Here is a 25,204-nt window from a genome sequence, read left to right on the forward strand (position 1 = left end):
TGCTCCATCGCCGCCGCGGCCTCGGGGAGGCAGCTGTGCCGGACCCGGTCCAGGGCGAGCGTGATGACCGTCGCGGCCCGGGACGCGACCTCGCCGGCCGCGACGGCGGCTCCGAGCTCCGGGTGCACGGGCGGGACCGGCCCGCCGGCGAGTCCCTGCCGGGGCAGCAGCGTGTCGGCGAGGCAGAGCCGGCGCTTGGCCTCCGCGGCGCCGATCCGCAGCCGCGCCCGCAGGAACTCCACCGTGTTCCGGTACCCGTCATCCAGCACCGATTCCGGCACCGCCGGCACGGGCACGCCGGCAGGCCCCGCGGCCAAGGAGGTTCCGGCCGTGCCGGTCTGCCGTCCGCCGTCGCTCTCGCGCCAGCCGGTGGTCCACGCCGTGACCGCCCCCGCCGCAACCCCGGAGGCCGCGGCGGCGGACTGCTTCCTGGTCCGGTCCACGGCGGCCGCCGCGACGAGCTGCAGATACTCCACCGTGCGGGAGAGTTCCTCCACGCTGCCGGCGAAGTCCGCCGCGGCCCGGAAGCCCCACGACCCCGCATCCTCCACCGCCGTCGAACTCACCGCCCGCAGCGCGGCCAGGGCGGTGTCCATACCGGATTGCCGGACCGGGGCTGCACCCCGGTCCGTGCCCTGCGCCTCGTCCCCGCAAGCGGTGAAATCCCTGATGAAATCCCTGACGGCTTCCATGGCACGAGTCTATTTGCGACCTCCGACAATTTTAGGAGGGCACTGTGCGTCATCACTTTGGGATCGCGGCGCCACCTACCCACGGATTGACGGGCGATCAGGCAGGTTTCACGTCGTGCTGGGTAGGACCCGTGGCCGGCCAAACTGCGTGTGAACTCCGGGCGAGAAAAGGACGGATTCGGGTTGACCGGCCACTTCGATTCCCGCGGCGCGCACGAGTTGGTCCTCAAGACCGATCAGCTGTGCGCGGTACAGCGGCCATGGACTGTGCGTGTTGGGAACATAGATGGTCCTGCCCCTGAACCGTGAATGCAGACCGAACCGGGCCGTGAGGTGGATCGCCCGCGCGTCGGTGGCTGCGACGTCGGGCTCCGGAACGACGGTGAAATCGCTCCGGGCGCCGCCCCGAAAACGGCGGACGGAATACCCAACGGGCGCCGACCCCGCAAACCCATCGGCGCCCACGTAGCTCGAGCGCGACCACACATAGGGAATCCCGGCCGCCCGCGCGGCCAGGACCACCGCCAAACGTGAAGCATCCAGGCTGCGGAAAACTACACCACGGGTGCCGTCCGGCTCGCGGGAGTAGAGGCGCACATTGATCTCGTTGAAGCTTCCGAAATAGGGGATGCCAGGGCCGCGGCCGACTCCGGCGCCCTGCATGCGGAAGCCGATTAGCCCCACCCAGGCGGAGCCATCGAACACATCGGGCGCGACGCCCGGTGGCATGAACCGCGCCGCCACTGCCTCAGGAATGCGCCAGTGCAGGAAGACGGCATCCAGCCACCGCTGGTCCATGATGATTGGTGCCGGAAGTTCGGGTGCAGCCGGCCAAGGATCAACGCCCAATCGGATCAGCTTCCTTCGGTCGGCAGGGTACGAGTCGGTCGGCAGGGTACGAGTCGGTCTTCATCATGAGAATCGGCCGCACGGTGAGAGTCAGCTGGCATCGGCTGAAGGTTCGCGGACGCAGGTCAGTTCAGTGCCCGGGTGCCTTCCGGAAGGGCTCCGCCGGCCAGCAGCGCCGCCGTCGCATCGGCCAGCGCCGTCAGCGCCACGCGCTGGGTCCACGGGCCGTAGGAAATGCGCGCCACGCCAAGGTCCTGCAATTTGGCCGGGGCCAGGGATCCGGGCACATTGATGACCGAGACCTTGTTCCACCCAATTCCTTCCACCAACGCGGTGACAGTCGGCTCGTCCAGCAGGCCCGGCACGAACACCGTGGTCGCGCCGACGTCGAGGAAGGCACGGCCGCGCTCCATGGCGTCGGCAAGCACCGCAGCAGGGTCCTGGTCCTTGCCCTTCAAGAAGGCGTCGGTGCGGGCGTTGAGGACGAAGTCGATGCCCTCGGCCTCGGCGGCGCGGATTACAGCGCTCATCTGTTCAACGGCATCGGCGAGCGGGCGCATCTGGTCTTCGATGTTTGCCCCGACGGCGCCGGCGCCAATGGCCTTGCGTACCGTTTCGCCGGGATTGCCGTAGCCCGCTTCGAGGTCAGCGCTGACGGGCAGCGACGTGGCGGCGGCAATCACGCCGACGGCGGCGATCATTTCGTCCAGCGGGATGTTCTCGCCGTCTTCGTAGCCGCGGGACGCAGCGATGGAGTGGCTGGCCGTGGCCAACGCCTTGGTCCCCGGAACGTCCGCAACCACTTTCGCGGTGATGGCGTCCCAGACGTTGATGACTTGAAGAATTTCCGGTGCGTGATGGAGACGGAGCAGTTCGGTGGCTTTGGGGGCAAGAGAACGCGCGTTGTCTGTCATGCCCCGAGCCTAACTGGAGCCGCCGACACTCGAAAGGGTTCAGCTGGCCGCCGGCGCGGCAGCGGAACCCTCGCGCTGACTCTGCCAGGGCCAGCGTCCGGAGATTTCCAATTCGAGTGAGAAACTCAGGAACGTCCGAATCAGCACGATGATGGCCAGCACGCCGACGCTCTCGAAGGTTGGTGTGATGGCGACAGACCTGATGATGTCGGCCGCAACCAGCAACTCCAGCCCGAGGAGGATGGAGCGTCCCAGCAGTTGCCGGTACGAGCGGTAGAACGACAGCGGTGCGGAACCCGCCGGCAGGCGCCTGGGCTGGAATCCGCGCAGCGCCATAGGAACGGACACTAGGGCGCCGAGCACCATGACGGCCACCCCGGCGAAGTCCATGAGGCTGCCGGCCGTCTCAATGATGTGCTGAATTTCCATGGTTCTCCTCGGAGAAATAGACGGCGACGTTCACAACAAGACTTTATGGGTGCCGGGCGCCAACCCCGGCGAGAACAGCGCGGTAGCCTTCTCGGAAGCTCGGATACTGAAACTCGAAACCGGTGCTGCGGAGCAGCCCGTTACTGGCCCGCTTATTGCCGCCCCGGGAGGGTTCGCCGCCCGCCGCTTTGCCGCCCGACGCCGAAGCGCCCGACGCCGAAGCACCGGCCGCCGCTTTGCCGCCCGACGCCGAAGCGCCGTCCGCAGCTGCACCGGCTGCACCAGCCGCAACCGCACCAGCGGACTCCGACGGAGGCCGGGGGAGACCCAGCTCCGTGGCCAGGAAATCCAGCACGTCGCCGAGTTCGGCCGGTTCATTGTCCACGCCCAAATAGACCGGCGCCGGAACCGTGTCCATGGTGCACAGGTGGACGATCGCGGCTGCGGCGTCGTCGCGGTGGATCCGGTTGGTGAAACGCGACGCGGCAGGAATGACGGCGGTTCCACTGCGCACCTGGTCGATCAGTCGCGTCCGGCCGGGGCCGTAGATTCCGCCGAGCCGCAGCACTACGGGGGTGATGCCGGTGCCGAGCAGTCGGCTGTGGAGGAGTTCCTCTGCTTCGCGGATGATGCGGCCCGAGACCCCGCCGGGTTCCGGCGTCGTGCGTTCATCAATCCAGCCGCCGCCGGCGTCGCCGTAGACGGCGGTCGAGGACACAAACAGGACCCGGCTGACGCTTGCCCCTGAGGCGAGGACCGCGTCCAGGACGTTCGACAGCCCGTCCACGTAGGCGGCACGGTAAGCCTCCTCGGTCGGGGAATCCGCGGCAATCGCGACGACGACGGCGGTGGTGTCCGCCGGGATGGGCGGCAGCTCGGCGGAGCCCAGGTCAGCGGCGACCCCTTCGATGGCGGCCGGGAGTTTCTCCGGCGAGCGGCGCCACCCCACCACGCGGTGGCCAGCCGCCGCGAAACGCAGCCCGGCCTCGGTGCCTAGATCGCCGCAACCGGCCAGCAGAACAGTCATGAAGCCAGTCTGCCAGCCTTAGGGAAGCGCCACGGACAGGCTTGAGGAAATCTTGAAGTGATCTTGTCGCCCGCTGCAGCCTTGCCTTGAAGGTGTCCGGGCATCGTTGTAAGGGTCAGCCAGGGGGCTGGCGGATGCTATATACGTCGCCCGGCCAGCCACGGCCGGCCCCACGAAACGGAACTCTGATGGGTCTCAACCTCAATTCCACCTCCAGCAAGGTTCTTGCTTCCGCAGCACTCCTCGCCGCAGCCGCCGGCGTGGCCGGGATGGGTACCTACGGTGGCTTCACCGCCAGCACGTCGGCTTCCGCAGCGGTCAATTCCGCCACCGTGAACCTGGCCGGTGGCACCAACGACCGGCTCAACGTGGCGGCCACAGGAACCATTCCGGGCGACTCCATGCAGCGCGCTGTCACCCTGGTCAACAATGGCGACCAGAACCTGACGGGGCTTACCCTCACCACCACCGCCACGACGTCGTCCATCCTGGACACCGACGCCACGAACGGCCTGCAGCTTCTGATTGAGAGCTGTCCGGTGGCGTGGACTGAAGCCGGGGCGTCCCCGTCCTTCACCTACACGTGCTCGGCTGGCGCTCCTACCACTGTCCTGTCCCTTCGCCGGGTGGTCGGGGTCTATGCGCTGCCGAATACGCTGAAGTCCCTGACTGCAGGCAGCACCGACTTCCTTCGCGTCACCATGTCTGTTCCGGCCTCGGCGGACAACACCTTCCAGGGCAAGAACAGCTCCATCAAGTTCAGTTTCGATGCCACCTTCCGCCAGGCGGGCGCCAAGTAGGCCATGCTCGGGGGCTCAGTGCGGCCTGGTCTCGGCCGTACTGAGCCCCCGGTTTTACCCTTACCAGCAACACGGCAGGAGGTACCGTCCCGTGAGCGCAGCAATCACCGCAGATTCGAGGGACTCCGCCGACCTCCCGTCAACAGATGGCACCTTGCAGGACGGTCCAATCCAGGACCAATCCGTATCCAGCCACGGACGACGTCGGGCCCAACCGGTGCCGCCCGCCCGCGGGCGCGTGTTGTCCAAAGCGGTAGGTGCCGCCGGGAGTGTTGTGCTCACAGTCCTCCTCGTCACCGCTGTCTTGGTATTCCTCTTCCTCGCCGTCGGGCCGCGTTTCCTGAACTACCAGACGTCCACCATGCTCACGGGGAGCATGTCGCCGGGGATCAACCCGGGGGACGTCGTCGTCAGCGTGAGGACGCCGGTCTCCGAGCTGAAGGTCGGCGACGTCATCACCTACAGCATCCCCATTGACGATCACCGGATTGAAACCCACCGGGTGGCCAGCATCAAACGCGACGACGCCGGCGCGACGTCCGTGACCACCAAGGGTGACGCCAACCCCGGGCCCGACCCGTGGACTGCGGTGCTGTCTGAGGACTACGTCTACACGCAGGCCGGAGTCGTGCCGTATCTGGGCCACGGCATCCGGGCGCTCCGTGAGCCGCTTGCCCAGGCGGTACTCCTCTATGGCGCCTCTGCCCTGTTCGTCGTCGTCGTACTGACGGCGATCTGGCGGAAGCCGCGCTAACCGGCGGAGGCGTGATCCTGGATTCCGCGCAGGTCGGCGGGATTGCCCGCTGCTTCCACCGGCGCCATGCGGTAGCCAACGCCGCGCACCGTGCGGATGAACCGCGGTTCGCGGCCTTTGTCGCCGAGTTTTTTGCGCAGGTTGCCGACGTGCACCTCCACTAGGTGCTCCTCCCGGGGCCATTCGTTGCCCCAGACCTGGGTCAACAGTGCCTTCCGGGTCCACACCCGACGCGGTGCCCCGGCCAAGGCCTCCAGGAGATCAAATTCGGTGCGCGTCAATTCCAGTTCGACACCATGAAGGGACGCCACCCGTCCTTCTGCCTCGACAACCAGCGGCCCGTGCCGGAGGACGCCGTGGGCATCTGAGTGCCGGAATCCGGAACCTGTGGCTGCGGACGCTGCGGGCGCTGCGGGCGCGGCGGCGCTGGCCGGCAAGGACACCGGGGGCACGGCGCCGACGTCGCTCGCACGACGGCGGGGAGGCGCCCCAGGAGCGCCGGGCGCCCCGGACGTACCGGACGCTGTGTCGCCGTGCGCCGAGTCGCCGGGCGCGGCCGGTGTGAAAGCGGCCGGCATGAAATCCGTTGCGCGGCGCCGCGGCGTGGGGCGTTGCGCGGTTGGCCGGTGGCGCCGCATCACTGCCGTCACACGGGCCTGGACTGAGCGCGGGCTGAACGGCTTGCGAATGAAATCATCCGCTCCGATCTCCAGTCCCATCACCTCGTCGATCTCGTCCGACCGGGCCGTGATCATGACGACGTAGGCCTCGGAGAATTTGCGCAGCCGGCGGCACACCTCCACGCCGTCCAAATCTGGAAGGCCCAGCTCCAGCGTGACAAGGTCCGGGCGGTGTTCCTGGATCTTCAGGAGGCCTTCGGATCCGGAACCGGCCTCAAAAACAGCGAAGCCCTGCAACTGAAGTGTCCGGCAGATGAGGAGTCGAACGTCGTCGTCGCCATCTACAACCACAGCGCGGAGCTGACCCTGTGAATCCAACATAACCCCAGCTTCTAAGACCAAGAGACCCGTGAGTAGCAACACACCCCATGCGTCACGGGGTGTGACACAAGCCACAGGCGTAACACTGGAGTTCAGGCTAACAGGTTTTCTTGAGCAAAAGTTGAAGTTTAACCCGACCCGGTGTTGAAGCTCGGCTGTCAGAGTTGAAGCAACGACCAACTGCCCGGAGAGAAAGTGCCACCAGTGAACCTCGCCAAGCGCTCTGCGGCAGCCCCGCGGGTCTCGCCCGGGTGGTTGGCTCATCGGTCCGGGCTGCTGGCGGCCCCTCTGGCGGTGGCCCTGTTGCTGGGGGCTCCCGGCCTGGCCTACGCGGCGTTCACGGCCCGAACCACCGCCGCCCTGAACGTGGGCACCTACACGGTCCCGGCCCCGGCATCCATCAACGGCACGCTGGAATGCACCACCATCCAGGGGAAGAAGGGGGCAGCCATCAGTTTCACGGGCTTCGCCGCCGTGGCCCGGGCCACGGCGTATACGGCGACGTTGACGTCTCCCACCGGGCCCCAGGCAGTGACCGAGATTGCCCCCGAGGACACCACGCATGAGGTCAAGGTTCTCAGCAAGGGCAACGGCAAGGGAACCTACACGTTCACTTTCTCCGCCCGGGTAGGCCTTTGGACCGGGCCGGAACTGCAACAATCTGTCACCTGCTGAACCGTGTGCCGGCGAACCGCGTGCCGCGCACTCCGCCGGGCTTTTGGCTACCTCGCCGGGATCGGGAAGAAGGCCCGCGGGTCCTGCATCAGTGCAGGGTAATCGAAGGCGGAGCGGTCCACGATCTCGTCGACCTGGAAGTTGCGCGCGAACTGGCCATCAACCGTGATCGGGCGGCCCAGGACCTTGCCGACGGCGAAGGCGGCGCCGTCGTTGACCGGGATGGCAACCACGGAGTTGCCGGGCAGGGTGGTGAATGCCTCTTCCTGCTGCTGGCGCTTGCGGGTGGGCTTCTTGACGAGCTGCTTCGGGGGCAGCTTGCGCACCTTGCTAGGACGGCGGGAGCCCGAGTCGGCGTAGACGAACTGGTAGTCGTCGTCCGCGGGGGCCTTGCTGCGGCCAACCGGCGGCAGGCTGACGGTCTTCAGTTGTGCGGGCTCGGTGTGGCCCAGGGGCAGGCGCAGGACCCACATGCGGTCCCCGGCAGGATCCTCGGGCACCAACTCGTGCTTCGGTTCGGGCCAGATGTACTCCAGGTCCGGGTCCGTTCCCGGAAAGACCTCTGTATAGAACCGCGGGTCCTTCGCGATCAGCCGGGACCGATGGCTGAGGTGGAAATCCTCATTGCCCAGCCATGGCGGCATCGGGATCTTGGCGGCGTAGTCGGGGTGGGCCGCCTGCGGGGCGAACTCCATGATCTTCTCGCGCGTGGTGTCCTCGCCGCCGCGGGCCGTCCATTCATCCACCATGGCCAGGCCGTACATTGTCAGCGCAGGAACGTACCCCATCCACATCCGGATCGCCGGGTGCGACTGCCAGCCGTACTCCGGGATCACCAGCGCACGCAGGATCTGCAGCGCTTCGACGCGCTGCTTGCCGAGCCGCACACGGTCCAAAACCGCGGCGCTCTGCTGGAAATCGGGGAAGGGGAGGAAGGTCTGCATCTTTCCAGTTTGAGGCCACGGGTCAAATGCGCCAATTGCTGGCGCGGGCCGGTGAGCGTGCTCACATGACGGAACAGGGCAGACAGGGGTGCGGGAGAGCCGCTAAAATAACATGAACCACTCCCGCCGCCACGGAAGACACGCCCATGCCTTATTTAGCAGAGCCACCAACAGTAACTGACGCACCGGCGCCGTTCGTGCCCAAGTACGGACAAATGCTCAGCCCCGACGCCCACGGAATAGTGGTGCTGGAGGAATTCACGCTGGATCCGGTTGCCGCCCGCGACGAGCAGCGCGGGTTCCGAGCCGCCATGGCTGCCGTGGCCCTCACCATGCGGCGTCTGGTGGCCCTCCGCCTCTTCATCGCCGCCGTGGCGATCGCTAACCTGCCCCTGTTCCTGCTCTCGAGTGGCTGGGAGATCTACGTCATCTCACTGACCCTGGTGGTAGCCGTCCACGCCGCGGTGTCCTGGCTGAACCGCCACGAGCCAAAGATCAAGCAGCGCAGGATGCTGGAATTGCACCTGCACCGCGAGCGCAGCGCCAACTACCGCAAAGTCCGCGACGCCGTGAAGTACGTCATTGACGCCCCGGCCCGGATGAACGAAAGCCTTTACCTTGAGCTCCTCGCCGCCAAGCGGGTAGCGCTGCACCTGGCCATGGGCACAGTTGCCCTGCTGGACACGAGCGACGACGCCGCCTGGAAGGTGCGGATTATCCGCGAAATCCCACAGGCCGCCTGAGCCCGCACGGCTCAACCCACGGCTCACTGAAGCACCACGACGCCGGAGCGTCCCCTTGCGGGATCGCTCCGGCGTCGTGCTGTGTGGCTTGCTGTACGCCACGTGCCGTAACCGCCTTATGCGGGCAGTTGCAGCACTTGGCCCGGGAACACCAGATGAGGGTTGCTGATGGTCGCCGTGTTGGCGTCGGCCAGCGCGAGCCAGCCCCCGGCGATGTTGAGCTTCGCGGCGATCGTGCTCAGGGTTTCGCCGCTCCGGATGGTGTAGGTCTGGCCACTTACGGATACCGGTGCTACGTGGCGGGGTGTAGGCACGGCTGCCTTGGGGGCGTATCTGGCGGGAGCCTTGGCTGCGACCGGAATCGCGGCGGGCCGCCGTGATGTGGCCGCGCTCTGCGGAGCCGCGGCGCCGCCGCGCAGGCCGAGCTTGGCGGCGCATGCTGGCCACGCGCCCCAGCCCTGGCTGGCCTGCACTCTCTCGGCCACGGCGATCTGCTGCGCACGGCTGGCGTTTGCCGGGGACCCCGTGCCGCCGTGGGCCGCCCAGGTGCTGGCGCTGAATTGCAGCCCGCCCGCGTATCCGTTTCCTGTGTTGGTGGCCCAATTCCCGCCACTTTCGCATTGGGCCAGTGAATCCCACGTGGAGGCAGGGGCTGTGGTTGGTACGGCCGCGTTAGCGGCCGAGGCGGACAGTGCGACGGCTGCAATCGAGACAGCCGCCAGGGAGATGCCGCGGCGCGCGGCAGTGCCATAGGTTGATTTCTTCATGGTTTAGATGCTCCTGAGGCCCACCAGCGCTCGGTCCGTCCCCGGACGTTTTTACGCCACTGCCCGCCCCTGACAATAGAGGTCATAGCGGTGTCTACCGGTCGGGCAGTATCTGGTGGTGGTAGCACCGGGCATGCAATACCCGGTTGCCGGGCATGGACACTAGGCTAAGTCAGCCCCGGGCCGTTATCAAGACGTTACTTTGGCTGCTTCTGCCGTTATCATCTGGTCCCGCGCTGACGCCGACTCCTGCGAACATGCCCGCGTGGATCAGCTTCCGAGCATTGCGGCCAGGTACGGAGCGGTCCGGCTCGCAGTGGAGCGCGCGACGGCGGCGGGAGTCCCGATCGCCACGATCTCGCCGCCCGCGTCCCCGCCGGCCGGGCCGAGATCGATCACCCAGTCCGCCGCGGCCACCACATCCATGTCGTGTTCCACCACAATGACGGTGTTCCCGGCGTCCACGAGCCGGTGCAGTTGGGCCATGAGCAGCTGAACATCGGCCGGGTGCAGGCCGGTGGTGGGCTCGTCCAGCAGGTAGAGGGAGTGGCCGCGCTGGGCACGCTGCAGCTCGGTGGCCAGTTTGATGCGCTGGGCCTCACCGCCGGAGAGCTCAGTGGCCGGCTGGCCGAGGCGGAGATAGCCCAGGCCCACCTCGCGCAGCGTTTGCAGGCTGCGCGCCGCGGCCGGCACCCCGTCGAGGAACTCGGCGGCGGCGTTGACCGTCAGGCCCAGCACCTCCGCCACGTTCTTGCCCTGGTACGTCACCTCAAGGGTTTCCGGGTTGTAGCGCGAGCCATCGCACTCGGGGCAAGGGCCGTAGCTGCCGGGCAGGAACAGCAGTTCGACGGCGACGAAGCCCTCGCCCTGGCAGGTCTCGCAGCGGCCGCCGGCAACGTTGAAGGAGAAGCGGCCTGCGCCGAAGCCCCGCGCCCTGGCCTCGTCCGTGGCCGCGAATTCCTTGCGCACTGCGTCGAAGAGGCCTGTGTAGGTGGCGAGGTTGGAGCGCGGTGTGCGGCCGATCGGTTTCTGGTCCACCTTGACGAGCCGGTCCAGCTGGTCGAGGCCCGAGACCGGTCCGACACTGAGCGGCTCGGTGGACTCACCGGCGTCGGCCTCCAGGTCCTCGGGGGCCTTGGCAGCGTCTGGCTCCGGGTGCAGCCAGGCGCCGACCACCTCGGCCAGAACCTGGCTGACCAGCGTGGATTTGCCGGAACCGGAGACGCCCGTGACCGCGGTCAGCACGCCGAGCGGGAAGTCGGCGTCGAGTTCGCGCAGGTTGTGGCGGCTGATGTCGCGCAGTTCCAGCCAGCCGGCAGCTTCCCGCCGGGTGCCGCTGGCGGCGGAACCGCCGCCGTCGTCCGCAGTGCCGGAACCGTCAGCCGTACCGGCCGAACCGTCCGGGAACAGGAACGGCCGGGTCACGGACGCATCCACCTCGGCGAGGCCGGCCACGGGACCGCTGTAGAGCACCTCGCCGCCGCCTTCACCGGCGCGGGGACCGACGTCCACCAGCCAGTCGGCGCGGCGGACGATGTCCATGTTGTGCTCCACCACGAACACCGAGTTGCCGGAGGACTTGAGCTGGTCCAGGACTGCGAGGAGGGGCTCGGCGTCGGCGGGGTGCAGTCCGGCGGAGGGCTCGTCCAGCACGTAGATCACGCCGAACAGCCCGGAGCGGAGCTGGGTGGCGATCCGGAGCCGTTGCATTTCGCCGGGGGAGAGCGTGGGCGTGGACCGGCCCAACGCCAGGTAGCCCAGGCCGAGGTCCAGCAGCACGGTGACGCGCTGCAGGAGGTCGCGGGTGATGGCGACGGCCACCTCGTTGCCCTCACCGGAGGACTGCTTGCGGGACGCGGTCCCGGCCTCCGTGAGTTCGGTGGTGGGGCGGATGATGTCCGCCAGTTCGGTCATGGGGACGGCGTTGAGTTCGGCGATGGTGTGCCCGGCGAAGGTGACGGCGAGCGCGGCCGGGGTCAGGCCGCTGCCGCCGCAGACCGGGCACGGGCCGGTTTCCATGAAGCGCAGCACCTTCTCGCGCATGGTGGTGCTCTTAGAATCGGCGAGCGTATGCAGCACGTAGCTCTTGGCGCTCCAGAACCGGCCCTTGTACGGCTTGGCGACGCGGTCGCGCTGGGGCGTCACTTCCACCACGGGCTGTTCCTCGGTGAACAGGATCCAGTCGCGGTCTTTTTTGGGCAGCTTCCGCCAGGGGGTGTCGACGTCGTGGCCCAGGTGGGTCAGGATGTCGCGCAGGTTCTTGCCCTGCCAGGCCCCGGGCCAGGCGGCAATGGCGCCGTCGCGGATGCTCAGCGAGGTGTCCGGGACCAGCGATGACTCGGTGACAGTGTGCGCGATCCCCAGGCCGTGGCACTCCGGGCAGGCGCCGGCGGCCGTGTTCGGCGAAAACGCGTCCGAGTCCAGCGGGCTGGCGCCGTCCGGATAGCTGCCGGCGCGGGAGAAGAGCATGCGCAGCGAGTTGGACAGTGTGGTGAGGGTGCCCACCGTGGACCGCGAACTCGGCGTCCCGCGGCGCTGCTGGAGCGCGACGGCGGGCGGAAGCCCCGTGATCATTTCCACTTTGGGGTTGTGCCCCTGCTGGATGAGCCGGCGGGCGTAGGGGGCCACGGATTCGAAGTAGCGGCGCTGCGCCTCGGCATAGATGGTGCCGAAGGCGAGGGAGGACTTGCCGGAGCCGGAGACGCCGGTGAAGGCGACAATCGCGTCGCGGGGCACGTCCACGTCCACGTTGCGCAGGTTGTTCTCCCGGGCACCGCGCACCCGGACAAAACCGTCCGTCGGGTTGCCGGGAGCGAGATCAGGAATGAGGTCCCGGCCGGCCGGGCGCGGCACATGGGAAGCATGCTGTTTACTTTGCATTGGTTCGACTCTATCCGCTCGGGGGAGCGCCGGGCATATCCTTACCGGATGGAAACACACGACGACGGGGCTCAACTTACGGAGAACGAACCGGACGAGCCGGAGACCGGCGAACCCCACGCGCTCCCGGTCGCCGAGCTGCACCTGCATATCGAGGGAACCCTGGAACCGGAGCTGATCTTCGCGCTGGCGGAACGCAACGGGATCGAACTGCCCTATGCGGACCTGGACGAGTTGCGCTCGCGCTACGAATTCACTGACCTGCAATCCTTTTTGGACCTGTACTACGCCAACATGGCCGTGCTGCAGACGGAGCAGGACTTCGCCGACATGACCCGGGCCTATCTGGCCCGGGCGGCGCTCGCCGGGGTCCGGCATGCCGAGATCATGCTGGACCCGCAGGCCCACCTGTCCCGCGGGATATCGCTGGCGACGTGCGTCAACGGCGTGGCCTCGGTGCTGGCCGGATCCCGCGAAGAGTTCGGCATCTCCACCCTCCTGATCGCGGCCTTCCTGCGCGACCTCACCGAGGACTCCGCCCTGGAAGTTCTGGAGCAGCTGCTTGCCATGGACGCCCCGATCGCCGGCATCGGGCTCGATTCCGCCGAGGTGGGCAACCCGCCGGCCAAGTTCGAGCGGCTCTTCGCCCGGGCCAAGGACGCCGGGCTGCACCGGATCGCGCACGCCGGCGAGGAGGGCCCGCCGTCGTACATCATCGACGCGCTGGACATCCTCGAAGTGGAGCGGATCGATCACGGCATCCGCTGCATGGAGGACCCGGAGCTCGTGGAACGGCTCGTGGACGAGCTCGTGCCGCTGACCGTGTGCCCGCTGTCCAACGTCCGGCTCCGCGCGGTGGACACCCTGGCCGAGCACCCGCTGCCGGCGATGCTCGCGGCGGGGCTGAACGTCTGCGTGAACTCGGACGACCCGGCGTACTTCGGCGGCTACGTGGACGACAACTTCGCGCAGCTGAAATCGGTGATCGGCCTGTCCGAGTTCGACTGCGTCCGGATGGCCGCGAACTCGATCCGGTCCTCCTTCGCGAGCGAGGAACGCAAGGCCGAGCTGCTGGCCGAGCTCGCCGCGTCCGGACACTAAAAGCACAGATGCCCTATCACTTATGGTCCCTAAAACGGCCGGTTGGGAACCATAACTGATAGGGCAACAGCAAGCTGGGTGTCGAACGGCGGGCTTAGACGTCGATCGAGTCCATGTGCGGGTACCGCGCCCCGGCGGCCGCCCCGGCCGGAGCCAGTTCGTCCAGGCGGTTCAGGTCCTCGGCGGAGAGTTCGACGTCGGCAGCGCCCAGGTTTTCCCGCAGGCGGTCGACCTTCTTGGTGCCCGGGATGGGAACGATGTGCTCGCCCTGGGCCAGCAGCCATGCCAGTGCCAGTTGCCCCGGGGTGCAGCCCAACGCAACCGCCAACTCCTTGACCCGGTCCACGAGCTGGAGGTTGCGGTCAAAGTTCTCGCCCTGGAAACGCGGGGAGTGCCGGCGGAAATCGTCTGCCGCAAAGTCCTCGGGGCTGCGGAACTGGCCGGTCAGGAAACCGCGGCCCAGCGGGCTGTAGGGCACAAAGCCGATGCCGAGCTCGGCGAGGACCGGGAAGACCTTGGTCTCCGGCTCGCGCTCCCACAGCGAGTATTCAGTCTGCAGGGCGGTGATGGGGTGCACCGCATGGGCCCGGCGCACGGTGTCGGCGCTGGCCTCGGACAGGCCAAGGTGCCGGACCTTGCCGGCCTGCACCAGCTCAGCCATGGCCCCGACGGTGTCCTCGATCGGGACGGTCTTGTCCACCCGGTGCTGGTAGTACAGGTCGATGTGGTCCACGCCAAGCCGCTGCAGGCTGGCATCGCAAGCGGCGCGCACATAGTCGGGCGAGCCGTTGATGCCCACCCAGGATCCGTCGGGCCGCCGTTCGTTGCCGAATTTGGTGGCCAGGACGACGTCGTCGCGCCGGCCTGCGATGGCCCGGCCCACCAGCTCTTCATTGGTGAAGGGGCCGTACATGTCAGCGGTGTCGAGCAGGCTTCCGCCGGCGTCGAGAAAGGCCTGGATAGTGGCGATGGACTCGTTGTCCTTGCCATGGCCGTAGAACTCGCTCATGCCCATGCAGCCCAATCCCAGGGCCGAGACGGTGAGTGAACCGAGCGTGCGGGTTTCCATAGATATCTCCTCAGTGGGAACGATGGGAACAGTGGGATGCCCAGTCCGGCACCCGATCCGGCGCATGGTCAGCGGCGGGACGGCGCGCGGTGGGCAGACCGCAACTCTAGGCCCATCGGGCCGGGGACACAACGGCCCCCTGGGCCAGGCCGGGTTCCGAATTCCAGTTGCCCTGTCACTTCTGGTTGCCAAAACCGGCGGTTGGGCACCATAAGTGATAGGGCATCGGGGACGACGGCGCGCGGCCGGCGCGGTTCACCCTTGCCGGGGGATGTGCCGTGCGGGGACGGGCGGCAGAGTGCAGATATGACGAAGACTCGCGAGCGGCACAAGGGCTGGCTGCGCCGGGCGGCGCCTGGATTCGATGCCGTCGCGACGTACCAGAAGGACTGGTTCGGTAAGGACATCATCGCCGGGGTCGTTCTGACGACGTTGCTCGTCCCGCAAGGCATGGCCTATGCCGAGCTGGCTGGGCTGCCCCCGATCACCGGGCTGTACACCAGCATCCTTTGCTTGCTCGCCTACGCGGTCTTCGGCCCGTCCCGTGTCCTGGTCCTTGGGCCCGACTCTGCACTCGGGCCCATGATCGCCGCGACGGTCCTGCCCCTTGTCGCGTCCGACGGCGACCCGCAGAAGGCGATCGCGCTCGCGTCGATGTTGGCCCTCATGGTCGGCGCCATCATGGTTTTGGCGTCCGTGGCCAAGCTAGGCTTCATCGCCGACCTCATCTCCAAGCCGACGATGATCGGCTACATGAACGGTCTCGCGATCACCATCCTGGTCGGCCAGCTGCCGAAGCTCTTCGGGTTCAAGATCGAAAGCGAAAACTTCATTGGTGACCTGGTCGGATTCGTCGAGGGCGTGGCCAACGGCGAGACCGTGGTCGCCGCGGCGGCGGTCGGCATCGGCGGGATTGTGCTGATACTGGTCCTGCAGCGGTGGCTGCCCAAGGTCCCGGCGGTACTCGTCATGGTGGTCGCCGCGATCGCGGCGACGGCGGTCTTCGACCTGGCCGCCAAGGGCGTCTCGCTGGTCGGGGAACTCCCGCGGGGCTTCCCGCCGTTCACCATCCCCCAGGTAGACTTCGCGGACCTCGGACTGATGTTCGCCGGCGCCTTGGGGATTGCGCTGGTTTCGTTGACGGACACGATCTCGACGTCGACGGCGTTCGCCGCACGCACCGGGCAGGAAATCCGCGGCAACCAGGAGATGATTGGCATCGGAGCCGCGAACCTGGCCGCGGGCCTCTTCCAGGGCTTCCCGGTCAGCACCAGCGGATCCCGGACCGCCGTCGCAGAACGTTCCGGCTCGAAGTCGCAGCTCACGGGCGTGACGGGTGCCGTGCTGATCCTCCTCATGCTGGTGTTCTTGCCCGGGCTGTTCCGGAACCTGCCACAGCCGGCCCTGGCCGCCGTGGTGATGACGGCGTCGATCTCCCTTGCCGACATTCCCGGGACGGTTCGTCTCTTGCGCCAGCGGCGCACCGAGTTCTACCTGTGCATGGCCGCCTTCCTCGGCGTCGCGTTCCTGGGCGTCCTGCCCGGCATCGGCATTGCGGTGGGGCTGTCCATCCTGAACATCTTCCGCCGGGCGTGGTGGCCGTACGAGACCGTGATCGGGCGGGTGCCCGGCTATGACGGCTTTCATGACATCAACGTCCACCCGGACGCCAAACACCTGCCCGGCCTGGTCATCTACCGGTGGGACGCCCCGCTGTTCTTCGCCAACGTCCGGCCCTTCCGCGACAACATCCGGCACCTGGCCCATACCGACCCCAAACCGCGGTGGATCGTCATCGCGGCCGAACCGATCACGGACGTGGACACCACCGCCGCGGACGTCTTGCTCGATCTGGACGTCGAGCTGAACGAGCAGGGCATCTCGCTGGTGTTCGCCGAGCTCAAGCACAGGACCCGGGAGAAGATCGAACGCTACGGACTGACCCGCGAAATCGAGCCGGAGCACTTCTATCCCACCACCGAAGCAGCCGTAGCCGCCTACATGGCCCAGACCGGCGCCAAATGGAGCGCCGAGGAGTAACCCCTGAACAACGCGGGGTCACTTACGGCCGGTCCAAGGCCCTTCCATGGGCGGTAAGTGACCCCGCGTTGGTTTTCTACTCGCGGGTAGGGCCGAGTTGGTCCCTCGCGCCCCCCACCCAGCCCTGTCATAGTGGGTCACGACACACAGAGTTAACCGGATCCGCTCGCAAAAACTAACATTTCCTTGGCAAAATGCAGGTGGATCAATTGCTTCTAAAGGAGACCCATGGGCGCGAACACCGCGGAAAACACCAACCTTCGGCTCAAGGCCGTGCTGGATGTCCTGGCAGAGGAGGTATGGACGGGCGAGAAGTTGAACGCCGGAGCCGTCCTGGGCCAGGCAATCGCACGGGTGCCCCTCAACGACCACGAACGCGAACTGCTCAGCGGCGGCATTCCCCGCGGCCACAAGACGCTGACCACCGCCACGGCCAAGCTGGTCAAGGCAGGCTGGCTGGTTAAGGGCCGCTCCGGCTGGTCCATTACCGACGACGGCCAGCGCGCCACGGTGGCTTTCGCCGAGCCTGCCGTTTTCGCTACAGCGCTCGACGCCGGCACTCCCGTTCCGGCGGGCACGCCGCTGCCGACTGCTCCCGTGGCAAAGCCCGCGAAGCCGGAGAAGGCAGCAAAGACAGCAGCAACGCCGGCCGTCACGGCCGAGGAAGCCCCGTCGAAAACATCTAAGGTTGCCGGCAAGGCCGCCAAGCTCATCGAGGAGGCCGTGGCCCCCGTGGCCAAGGCGGTGCGCAAGCGCAAGCCCGCAGCGAAGGCCGCGCAGCCTGCAGCAGCGCCGGCAGAAGCCCCGGCGGCTGCGGCCTCTGCTGTCAGCGTCGACACGATCGACCAGCCGGACGCCGTCGCGGTTGCCGGCGACTTCAGCATTCTGCTGGGCGCGCCCGCCAACTGGGCGCCGCAGTACGACGAAGTCCAGATGGAACTGGACCAGGTGGATCAGCTCTGGAAGATCGCCGCGGACATTCCTGCCGGCTTCTACTCCTTCAAGATCGCGTTGAACCGCTCCTGGGACGAAAACTACGGCGCGTTTGGCGTCTTCGACGGACCTAACCACGAAGTCCACCACGGCGGCGGACTCCTGGTTATCCAGTACGATCACCGCACCCGGGACATCGTCCTGCCGTAGCACCGACGCGCAACCGACCTGCCGACGCGCAAATGACCCTGCGACACCCGAATTCGGGGGTCGCAGGGTCATTTGCGCGTCGCGGGCGGTTTTTCGCATCCTGAACCTGCCCCGTCTGAACCTGCCCAGCGACGGCGGCCCGACCTAGCATTGCCTCATGGAGACCGTCGAGGTTGCGGGCCTGCGCATCCGGTACCGGCGTGCGGGCCAGGGTCCGCCGCTGGTCCTGCTGCACGGCGCCTACGAGGACAGCCGCATCTGGCGGCGGCAGCTCGAGGACCTGTCGGCTGACTTCACGGTTTTCGCCTGGGATGCACCGGGGTGCGGCGGCTCGGACGATCCGCCGCCGGACTTCACCGGAAAGGACCTGGGCGACGCCCTGGCAGGATTTCTGCGGGAGGCGGTGCCCGGCAGGCCGCACCTCCTCGGGCTGTCCATGGGCTCCGGCATTGCACTCGAGCTCTACCGGGCACACCCGTCAGTGCCCGCCTCGCTGCTGCTGGTCTCCGCGTACGCCGGTTGGGCCGGATCCCTGCCGCCCAAGGAAGTCGAGCGACGCTACGCCCAGGTCCTCGCCGAACTGGAGCAGCCGGCAGAGCAATTCATCCCCGCGTGGCTGCCCACCTTGTTCACGGAGCATGCCGATCCGGCGGCGGTGCAGGAAACCAGCGCCATCATGGCCGACTTCCATCCGGGCGGCATGCGGGCCCTGCTGAACGCGAACGCCCACGCCGACTACCGCGACGTCTTGCCCACCATCGCGGTGCCCACCCTGCTGCTGTACGGCACGGACGACGTCCGCTCGACGCCGAGCGTGGCCCGCGAGATGAACCGGCGGATCCCGGGCTCGACGCTGGTGATGATTCCCGACGTCGGGCACATGGCGGCCGTCGAAACGCCGGCTGCCTTCAACGCCGAAGTTCGCCGGTTCCTGCACGGTCTTGCCGCGCGGTGACGTCTGCTAGAACCGGGTCGGGTCCGGCCGCGGCGGCACCGGGCCGGGATCCGGAATCGGGAGGGGACCGGGCGGCGTCGGGAACGGCCCCGGTTCCGGTGACGGCGTGGGCGCGGGGCCGGGTACCGGCTCGGGTCCCGGAACCGGCGGCGGCGTGACCGGACCGGGTTCCGGCGGGAACGGGTCTCCGGGCTCGGGCGGCGGCGTCGTGGGGCCCGGTTCCGGCGGAAACGGATCGGGTCCGGGGAGTGGGGGAATAGTCATGCGTGGCTTCCTTTCTTGGGCTGGCGTTCAGGATCCTCGATCAGGCGCCGCGGCGCCGGCGCAACATCCGCAGTTCCCAGGGCCGCAGGCGCACCGCGCCCGCGGCAAGGCCGTCGCGCGCCGCACCCACGGCGGAACCCGCGGCAGAGCCGCCGTCGGAGGGGTCGGACGGATAGTTGCCCAAGACCAGCTCCACCAGCTCCGCGTCAGCCCAGGCCTGGTCCCCGAGGTCCGCGTCGCGCTCCTCGCCGGAGAAGTTGCCCAGCACCAGCAGCTCCGGAATCCCGGCGCCGGCTGGCTGACTGTCTGAGGGACTGCCGGAAGGAACGGCCGAACCGGACCCGGCCAGCGCCCGGGTGAACGCGTAGACGTTCGGGTCATCCGGCAGCAGCATGGTGAAATTCCCATGCGAGACCACCGGCTCCGCATGCCGCAGCGCTATCACCTGGCGGTAGAAGCTGTAGACCGAATCCGGATCATCCACCTGGGCGGCGGCGTTGATGTGGTTGGCATTCGGGTTCACCGCGATCCACGGCGCCCCGGTGGTGAAGCCGGCATGCCGGGAGGCGTCCCACTGGACCGGGGTCCGGGCGTTGTCCCGGTTCAGCGGCGCGAGGGCGGCGAGGACCTCGGCGTCGGTGTGGCCCAGGTGTGTGGTGGCTTCGCGGTGGTGGTTGAGGACCTCGATGTCGCGGTAATCGCTGATTGCGCCGAACGTCATGTTGGTCATGCCCAGTTCTTCGCCCTGGTAGACGTAGGGCGTGCCGCGGTGCAGGTGCAGGATGCCGGCCAGCATTTTGGCCGAGAGCTCGCGGTATCGGGGGCTGTCGTCGCCGAAGCGGGACACGGCGCGGGCCTGGTCGTGGTTGCCCCAGTACAGGCTGTTCCAGCCGGTCTCGGCCAGGCCGTCCTGCCAGCGGCCCAGGGTCTGCTTCAGCTCGGTGAGCAGGAGCTTCCTGGGCCGCCACTTGTCGCCCTCCTCCTGGTCCAGTGCCACGTGCTCGAACTGGAACACCATGTCCACCTCGGCCCGGGCGGGGTCGGTGTACAGGATGGCGTCCGCCACGGTCACGCCGGGCATTTCCCCGACGGTGAGCAGCTCGCCGGTGCGGTTCGCGAAGACTTCCCGGTGCATCTCCTGCAGGAACTCGTGCATGCGGGGGCCGTCGATGTAGAACGGGGAGCCGTCGCCGAAGAGCTTGCCGTCGGCCACCGGCCCGTCCGGGAGCGAGGTGTCCTTGGAGATGAAGTTGATGACGTCCATCCGGAACCCGTCCACGCCCCGGTCCAGCCACCAGTTCATCATCTCGTAGACCGCCGCCCGGACCTCGGGATTCTCCCAGTTCAGGTCCGGCTGCTTCTTCGAAAAGATGTGGAGGTAGTACTCCCCGGTGGCCTGGTCGAACTCCCACGCGGGCCCGGAGAACGCCGATCCCCAGTTGGTCGGCTCCGCCGCCGTGCGCCGTGGGGAGGCTCCGGCGTCGACGTCCCGCGGCGGCCGCCACCAGTACCAGTCGCGCTTCGGGTTCTCCTTCGAGGACCGGGATTCCACGAACCAGGGGTGTTCGTCCGAGGTGTGGTTGACCACCAGGTCCATCACCAGCTTCATGCCGCGCGCGTGCAGCCCGTCGGTCAGTTCCCGGAGCTCCTCGAGGGTGCCGAAGAGCGGGTCCACGTTCCGGTAGTCGCTGATGTCATAGCCGTTGTCGTCCTGCGGGGAGGTGTAGATCGGGGAGAGCCAGACGACGTCGACCCCCAGCCGCTGGAGGTAGTCCAGCCTGCCGATGATGCCGCGGAGGTCGCCGATGCCATCGCCGTTGGAGTCGGCAAAGCTGCGCGGATAAATCTGATAGACGACGGCGCGCTGGAACCAGCCGCCCGCAGTCGCCTTGGGTGTTTCCGCGGGGGCTTCTTCGACCGTCATGGGGACTCCTCAGCTGGTCCGGCAGACAATGGGGCAGCGCGTTGCTGACCGCCAACGTCTGATTATTGACCAGTTGCCGGGGGCTGGGAAGACCTGTCCGGCCGCAGCCGCCCGGCCCCGTCTAGTTCTGCGAGGCGATGGCGTTGTCCCGGTCCTCGAAGACATCCTCGCCGGGACCTGAGAAGGCCTTGGAACGCTGGATCGCCTCGATGGACCCGGTGAACAGCTGGGAGTCGTGCGGGTCCGGGTGCCGGGGGTGCTCGGCAGCAGCCTTGCCGGGGCGCTTGGACCCCGTGACGGCGTCGGACGCGTTCCCGGAAGAGGACGCCGCCAGCGCCGATGGCAGTGACTCGAGGCGGACGTGGGGGAGCGCCGTCGGGTGGTCCTGCTGCAGGAACAGCACCAGTTCCTCGCGGATCAGGCAGCGGAGGTCGAACAGGGAAGCGCTGTCCGCCGCGCTGACCAGGATGCGCACGCGGACAAATCCGGCGGTGGCGTCCGTGATCTGCAGGATCCCCACGCGCTGGTCCCACAACGGCGTCTCGGCCAGGACCTTCTTCAGCTCGCCGCGCATCGCCTCGACGGGAGCGCGCCAGTCGAGGTCGAACTCCACGGTGCCCATGACCTCGGACTGCCGCCGGGTCCAGTTCTCGAACGGGGTGGTGGTGAAGTACGTCGAGGGCAGGATCAGCCGGCGGTCATCCCAGATGTGGACCACCACGTACGTCAGGGTGATCTCCTCGATCCGGCCCCATTCCTTCTGGACCACCACCACGTCGTCCACCCGGATCGCGTCCGTGAAGGCGAGTTGGATGCCGGCGAAGACGTTGACCAGCGAGGTCTGCGCGGCGAGGCCCGCGACAATAGAGATCACGCCCGCGGACGCAAGAAGCCCGGCGCCGAGCGCCTGGATCGCGGGGAAAGTCAGCATCATGCTGCCCAGGGCCACCACCACGATCAGTGCGACGCCGATCCGCCGGGCCAGGATCACCTGCGTGCGCAGCCTCCGGGCGCGGCGGTTGTCCGCCACATCCACCCGGTACCGGGTCAGCACCATTGCCTCGATGATGAGCAGCATGGCGACGGCCAGCCAGGCCAGCGATCCGATGAGCGCAATCAGCAGCAAATGGTCCAGGCCGTGGCGCCATTCGAGACCCCCGCCGCTGGTGGCCAGCGCGATCCGGACGGCGATCAGGCACAGCGACAAGCGCAACGGCAACCGGGCCACGCGGGAGGTCTCGCGCAGTTCGGGCTTGCTGCGGTTGAGCCGGAGCACAATCTTGCGCACCAGCCAGGACAGGACGAGGCCGGCAACCACGGCGAGGGCCATGGCCAGGAACGGCATTGCTTGGGTGAGGAACTCTTGCATTACTTAAGCTCTAGCAAGCTTCCACGGGCAACTGAAATCGCCCGGATGTCAACGTGGGTCTCCTCACGCCGCTGCCGGAGCCGGCGGGGCCCGGCAGGTTCCGGCAGGTCTCCGGTGCGGTCCGCGCGGTCCGGCCGCGGCCCAGCGCAGTCCGGCCGCGGGCCTAGACAGGGTTCGCCCGCCACTCCGGGACTTTTGCCTCTTGATTTTGCTGACGAACGCTCCACAATGGTCGAACCACTTGAATCCCAGGGGGAGGGTGACATGCGTCGACTCGCGGCGTTTGGCACGGCAGCATCGGCCGGCTTCTTGGTTGCGGTGCTGCTCGGCGCCTGCGGTGCGCCCGCGGGCCCGGGACCGACGTCGCCGTCGATGCCCACCGTGCCGCCGCTGACGTCCGCGCCAGCCAGCAGCGGCGCCGTCGATGCCCCGCCGACCGAGCCGCCGTCGGCGCCGGGCACGCCGGTGCCGACGGCGGCGGACTGGAAGATCTTCAAGACCCCGGACGGGAAGCTCGAGTTCGATTACCCCGCCGAATGGACCGTCAAGGACCGCGGTGCCGAGGCCGCGGCCGGCGGCGTGTTCCTGGAGGTCCTCAATGCGGGCGGCAAGTCGCTGGCGACCTTGAAGACCAATGTGGCCCCGGGCGCGGAATGCACGCAACGGATCCCCTACTCGGTGCTCGATCTGGTGGAAGTTCCGGCGTTGGCCCAGCAGGGCGTCACACCGCACTTCATCTTTGAGTTGCGGCTGTATCCGGCCGAGAAGGACCCCACGAAAGCCAACGTCATGGCCTACGGCATCAGTTCCGCGCCCAAGCCGTCCGGGCCCGATGCCTGCCCGATTTTCCAGTTCTTCACCTGGCCGCCCAGCGGAGCGTCGTTCGGCGGCGTCTACAACCCCTTCGACACCACCCCGGGCAACGAGCCATTTGTCGACACCCCGGAGGCCTACCTGGAGACCTCCGAATACCAGGACATCAGGAAGATGATCACCTCCCTGCGCCCGGCGGGGCAGTAGGGCCGGCCCGGGCTCATGGCGAGGCGACGGCTCACACTGGTTACGGTTCCGGCTCCGGTTGTTTCAGCGCTGGTGCTCGCGGCCCTGCTGCTGGCCGGCTGCGGGTCACCCACGGCGCCCCCTGCCACCTCCGGCGCCGCGGGTGAGGCAACGTCCGCAGGCCCGCCCGCCGGAGGCACCCAGTCGGGAAACACCCAGTCGGGAGACTCTTCGCAGGGAACACAGGGGACCACGCCGTCGGGGTCAGCCACGGACACAGCATCGGGAACGGCTTCGGGGACCACCGCGGCGGCAACCCCGACGACGTCGGCGGCCCCGCCGTCGTCGTCCGGCTGGAAGACATTCACGACGTCGGACGGGACGCTGAGTTTCGACTACCCGGCCGCCTGGGCGATCAGGGACCCGGCGGGGGAGGCGCCGCTTGGCGGTGAGTTTGTGGACGTTGTGAACGCCGCCGGGAAGCAGATGGCCGCGCTCCGCACGAACATTGTCACGGGCGCCGAATGCGGCGATCAACAGCCCTACCTGCTCATCGACTCCCAGCCGATGCAGGCGCTCGCCGAACCCGGTGCGGCGGACCAGAGCCCGCCGCGCTACGTCTTCGAGGCCCGGGGTGACTTCAGTGCGGCGGAGGCCTCGCCGCCCACTTACGCGTCGTACGGCATCACCATGATGCCGGAGGAGACCGGACCCACGTCGTGTCCGATGTTCCAGCTCTTCCTCTGGCCGCCCAGCGGCGCGCTGTTCGGCCAGGCGTACGACCCCACGAAAAACACGACGCCGGGGGACCCCGGGCTGCCGTACCTGGAGAAGGCGAAGCTCTACGCCAGCACGGCGGAGTACCAGGATGTCCGGAAGATGATCACGTCGCTGCGTCCGGCGGGCAACGGCGCGGCCACAGGCACGGGGACTGGCGCCGTGACGGAACCGGCGAAGTAGCTGGGTTAGACGTCGCTGGGTTAGACGTCGCTGGGTTAGACAGCAGGCAGGTGCCGGTGGCGGTGGCGGTGTTCACGGACTGCAGGTGTCGGAGAGGCATTCCTGCTGCCTCGCTGCCCGGTCCACGGGTTGCTGCTGGCCTCACGGATCAGCCCGGTGCCGGCGCACTCGCGCACGGCCATGATGCCGTTTGCCGCCTGGCGTTTGTCGTCGAAGGCTGTGGAAATCGCCAACACGGTCCCGTCGGCGGCGAGAAGCCGGAACCGTACATTGGATTCCGCGTCGGTGAAGATTTCGAACTGTCCAGCCATTGTCTTGTCCTTGTCTGGCGGTGGTGACCGCCGGTGGAGGGTAAGAGCACTTCTTTGTGCTGTTGCCGGGTCTTCGACAAATCGCTCCAGTGCCGGAAGCCAGCCTTTCGCGGACGGCGGCCCCGGGAAAGAGGCAAAGGTCCCTTAGTGTCTGGCGGATGAGACTGGGCCGCCAGTGCCACAGCCTGTACGACGAAACCGGGCGTGACGAAACCGGGCGCCCGGATGGGCGCTACATTGGGAGCATGGCTGGCAAACATCCTGTGCAGTTTCCAGCGGATTCCGGCGAGCCCGTGCGGCTGAACGCGCGGGTGTCCGGTGTGGTCCAGGCGGTCGGCTTCCGGTACTGGACGGTCCGGAAGGCTGAGGAGCTGGGGCTCAGCGGCACGGTCCGGAACAACACCGACGGCTCCGTGGGCATTGTGGCCGAGGGGCCGCAGTCCGTGGTGCTGGAGTTGCGGCGCTGGCTGCGCTCGCCGGAGGCGCCCGGCCGGGTGGAAGACGTCGAAGAGTCGGTCTCGGCCGCGACGGGGGAGTTCGGCGGATTCGACGTGGCGTACTAGGGCTGAAGCTTTCCGGCGGCCCGACGGCCTG

At 67.8% G+C, this 25,204-nt stretch carries 24 protein-coding genes; 11 read left to right on the plus strand and 13 right to left on the minus strand.

What is annotated here, in order from left to right; all coding sequences use genetic code 11:
- The 5 genes from C566_RS23130 to C566_RS0108350 all read right to left on the minus strand — a co-directional run.
- A partial coding sequence (locus C566_RS23130; protein ID WP_231386288.1) for a DUF222 domain-containing protein occupies nt 1-692 on the minus strand: 692 nt, incomplete at its 3' end.
- 108 nt (nt 693-800) lie between these two features.
- Nucleotides 801-1,490 (minus strand): YqjF family protein, encoded by a 690-nt coding sequence (locus tag C566_RS0108335; RefSeq protein WP_081627290.1) that lies wholly within the window; start codon nt 1,488-1,490, stop codon nt 801-803.
- Between the two features lie 176 nt (nt 1,491-1,666).
- Nucleotides 1,667-2,455: an isocitrate lyase/PEP mutase family protein gene (locus C566_RS0108340; protein WP_018773871.1), complete on the minus strand. Its 789-nt coding sequence runs from the start codon at nt 2,453-2,455 to the stop codon at nt 1,667-1,669.
- Between the two features lie 39 nt (nt 2,456-2,494).
- On the minus strand, nt 2,495-2,884 hold the full coding sequence (locus C566_RS0108345) for a DUF1622 domain-containing protein (RefSeq protein ID WP_018773872.1): 390 nt from the start codon (nt 2,882-2,884) through the stop codon (nt 2,495-2,497).
- A gap of 43 nt (nt 2,885-2,927) precedes the next feature.
- Nucleotides 2,928-3,911 (minus strand): SDR family oxidoreductase, encoded by a 984-nt coding sequence (locus tag C566_RS0108350; RefSeq protein WP_018773873.1) that lies wholly within the window; start codon nt 3,909-3,911, stop codon nt 2,928-2,930.
- Nucleotides 3,912-4,099: 188 nt separating this feature from the next.
- On the opposite strand from C566_RS0108350, the gene C566_RS0108355 reads away from it, so the two are divergent.
- The gene (locus C566_RS0108355; RefSeq protein ID WP_018773874.1) at nt 4,100-4,711 is read left to right on the plus strand and encodes a TasA family protein; all 612 of its coding nucleotides are present in this window, start codon (nt 4,100-4,102) and stop codon (nt 4,709-4,711) included.
- A 274-nt stretch (nt 4,712-4,985) separates the two neighbouring features.
- Complete coding sequence (locus tag C566_RS22920; RefSeq protein ID WP_018773875.1) at nt 4,986-5,465, plus strand: signal peptidase I; 480 nt, start codon at nt 4,986-4,988, stop codon at nt 5,463-5,465.
- Here the strand turns inward: C566_RS22920 and C566_RS21080 are convergent.
- Complete coding sequence (locus tag C566_RS21080; protein ID WP_231386289.1) at nt 5,462-6,466, minus strand: response regulator transcription factor; 1,005 nt, start codon at nt 6,464-6,466, stop codon at nt 5,462-5,464. The genes C566_RS22920 and C566_RS21080 overlap by 4 nt on opposite strands.
- 204 nt (nt 6,467-6,670) lie before the next feature.
- On the opposite strand from C566_RS21080, the gene C566_RS0108370 reads away from it, so the two are divergent.
- Nucleotides 6,671-7,141 (plus strand): hypothetical protein, encoded by a 471-nt coding sequence (locus C566_RS0108370; protein WP_018773878.1) that lies wholly within the window; start codon nt 6,671-6,673, stop codon nt 7,139-7,141.
- Nucleotides 7,142-7,188: 47 nt separating this feature from the next.
- On the opposite strand, the gene C566_RS0108375 is transcribed toward C566_RS0108370, so the two are convergent.
- Entirely contained in the window at nt 7,189-8,085 is an 897-nt protein-coding gene (locus tag C566_RS0108375; protein WP_018773879.1) for an MSMEG_6728 family protein, read from the minus strand.
- Between the two features lie 146 nt (nt 8,086-8,231).
- On the opposite strand from C566_RS0108375, the gene C566_RS0108380 reads away from it, so the two are divergent.
- Entirely contained in the window at nt 8,232-8,828 is a 597-nt protein-coding gene (locus C566_RS0108380; RefSeq protein WP_051082272.1) for a hypothetical protein, read from the plus strand.
- A gap of 116 nt (nt 8,829-8,944) precedes the next feature.
- Here C566_RS0108380 and C566_RS0108385 read toward each other — a convergent pair whose 3' ends face one another.
- Both C566_RS0108385 and C566_RS0108390 read right to left on the minus strand, forming a co-directional pair.
- On the minus strand, nt 8,945-9,595 hold the full coding sequence (locus tag C566_RS0108385; RefSeq protein ID WP_018773881.1) for a LysM peptidoglycan-binding domain-containing protein: 651 nt from the start codon (nt 9,593-9,595) through the stop codon (nt 8,945-8,947).
- Between the two features lie 270 nt (nt 9,596-9,865).
- A complete protein-coding gene (locus C566_RS0108390; protein WP_043466398.1) occupies nt 9,866-12,475 on the minus strand; it encodes an excinuclease ABC subunit UvrA in 2,610 nt (869 codons plus the stop codon).
- A gap of 48 nt (nt 12,476-12,523) precedes the next feature.
- Between C566_RS0108390 and C566_RS0108395 the strand changes: the two genes are divergently transcribed.
- Complete coding sequence (locus C566_RS0108395; RefSeq protein ID WP_018773883.1) at nt 12,524-13,576, plus strand: adenosine deaminase; 1,053 nt, start codon at nt 12,524-12,526, stop codon at nt 13,574-13,576.
- A 94-nt stretch (nt 13,577-13,670) separates the two neighbouring features.
- On the opposite strand, the gene C566_RS0108400 is transcribed toward C566_RS0108395, so the two are convergent.
- A complete protein-coding gene (locus tag C566_RS0108400) occupies nt 13,671-14,645 on the minus strand; it encodes an aldo/keto reductase (protein ID WP_018773884.1) in 975 nt (324 codons plus the stop codon).
- 306 nt (nt 14,646-14,951) lie between these two features.
- Between C566_RS0108400 and C566_RS0108405 the strand changes: the two genes are divergently transcribed.
- From C566_RS0108405 to C566_RS0108415, 3 genes are all read left to right on the plus strand, one after another.
- Nucleotides 14,952-16,685 carry a SulP family inorganic anion transporter gene (locus tag C566_RS0108405; RefSeq protein WP_018773885.1) on the plus strand — a complete coding sequence of 578 codons (1,734 nt, stop codon included), beginning with the start codon at nt 14,952-14,954 and terminating at the stop codon, nt 16,683-16,685.
- 228 nt (nt 16,686-16,913) lie between these two features.
- On the plus strand, nt 16,914-17,828 hold the full coding sequence (locus C566_RS0108410) for a pullulanase X25 domain-containing protein (RefSeq protein WP_018773886.1): 915 nt from the start codon (nt 16,914-16,916) through the stop codon (nt 17,826-17,828).
- 157 nt (nt 17,829-17,985) lie between these two features.
- Nucleotides 17,986-18,783: an alpha/beta fold hydrolase gene (locus C566_RS0108415; RefSeq protein ID WP_018773887.1), complete on the plus strand. Its 798-nt coding sequence runs from the start codon at nt 17,986-17,988 to the stop codon at nt 18,781-18,783.
- A 304-nt stretch (nt 18,784-19,087) separates the two neighbouring features.
- On the opposite strand, the gene C566_RS0108420 is transcribed toward C566_RS0108415, so the two are convergent.
- Together C566_RS0108420 and C566_RS0108425 are read right to left on the minus strand one after the other, a co-directional pair.
- On the minus strand, nt 19,088-20,971 hold the full coding sequence (locus C566_RS0108420; protein WP_018773888.1) for an alpha-glucosidase: 1,884 nt from the start codon (nt 20,969-20,971) through the stop codon (nt 19,088-19,090).
- Between the two features lie 121 nt (nt 20,972-21,092).
- A complete protein-coding gene (locus C566_RS0108425) occupies nt 21,093-22,340 on the minus strand; it encodes a mechanosensitive ion channel family protein (protein WP_018773889.1) in 1,248 nt (415 codons plus the stop codon).
- Between the two features lie 264 nt (nt 22,341-22,604).
- Here C566_RS0108425 and C566_RS0108430 point away from each other — a divergent pair, with 264 nt between their 5' ends.
- A complete protein-coding gene (locus C566_RS0108430; RefSeq protein WP_026266516.1) occupies nt 22,605-23,360 on the plus strand; it encodes a hypothetical protein in 756 nt (251 codons plus the stop codon).
- A gap of 15 nt (nt 23,361-23,375) precedes the next feature.
- Nucleotides 23,376-24,299 carry a hypothetical protein gene (locus tag C566_RS21085; RefSeq protein ID WP_231386290.1) on the plus strand — a complete coding sequence of 308 codons (924 nt, stop codon included), beginning with the start codon at nt 23,376-23,378 and terminating at the stop codon, nt 24,297-24,299.
- Nucleotides 24,300-24,334: 35 nt separating this feature from the next.
- On the opposite strand, the gene C566_RS21090 is transcribed toward C566_RS21085, so the two are convergent.
- Nucleotides 24,335-24,610 (minus strand): YegP family protein, encoded by a 276-nt coding sequence (locus C566_RS21090; RefSeq protein ID WP_018773892.1) that lies wholly within the window; start codon nt 24,608-24,610, stop codon nt 24,335-24,337.
- A gap of 245 nt (nt 24,611-24,855) precedes the next feature.
- Here C566_RS21090 and C566_RS0108445 point away from each other — a divergent pair, with 245 nt between their 5' ends.
- Nucleotides 24,856-25,173, plus strand: a complete 318-nt coding sequence (locus C566_RS0108445) for an acylphosphatase (protein ID WP_043436330.1) — start codon at nt 24,856-24,858, stop codon at nt 25,171-25,173.
- Nucleotides 25,174-25,204: the final 31 nt, after the last annotated feature.

This window comes from Arthrobacter sp. 131MFCol6.1 (assembly GCF_000374925.1).
Lineage (GTDB): Bacteria > Actinomycetota > Actinomycetes > Actinomycetales > Micrococcaceae > Arthrobacter.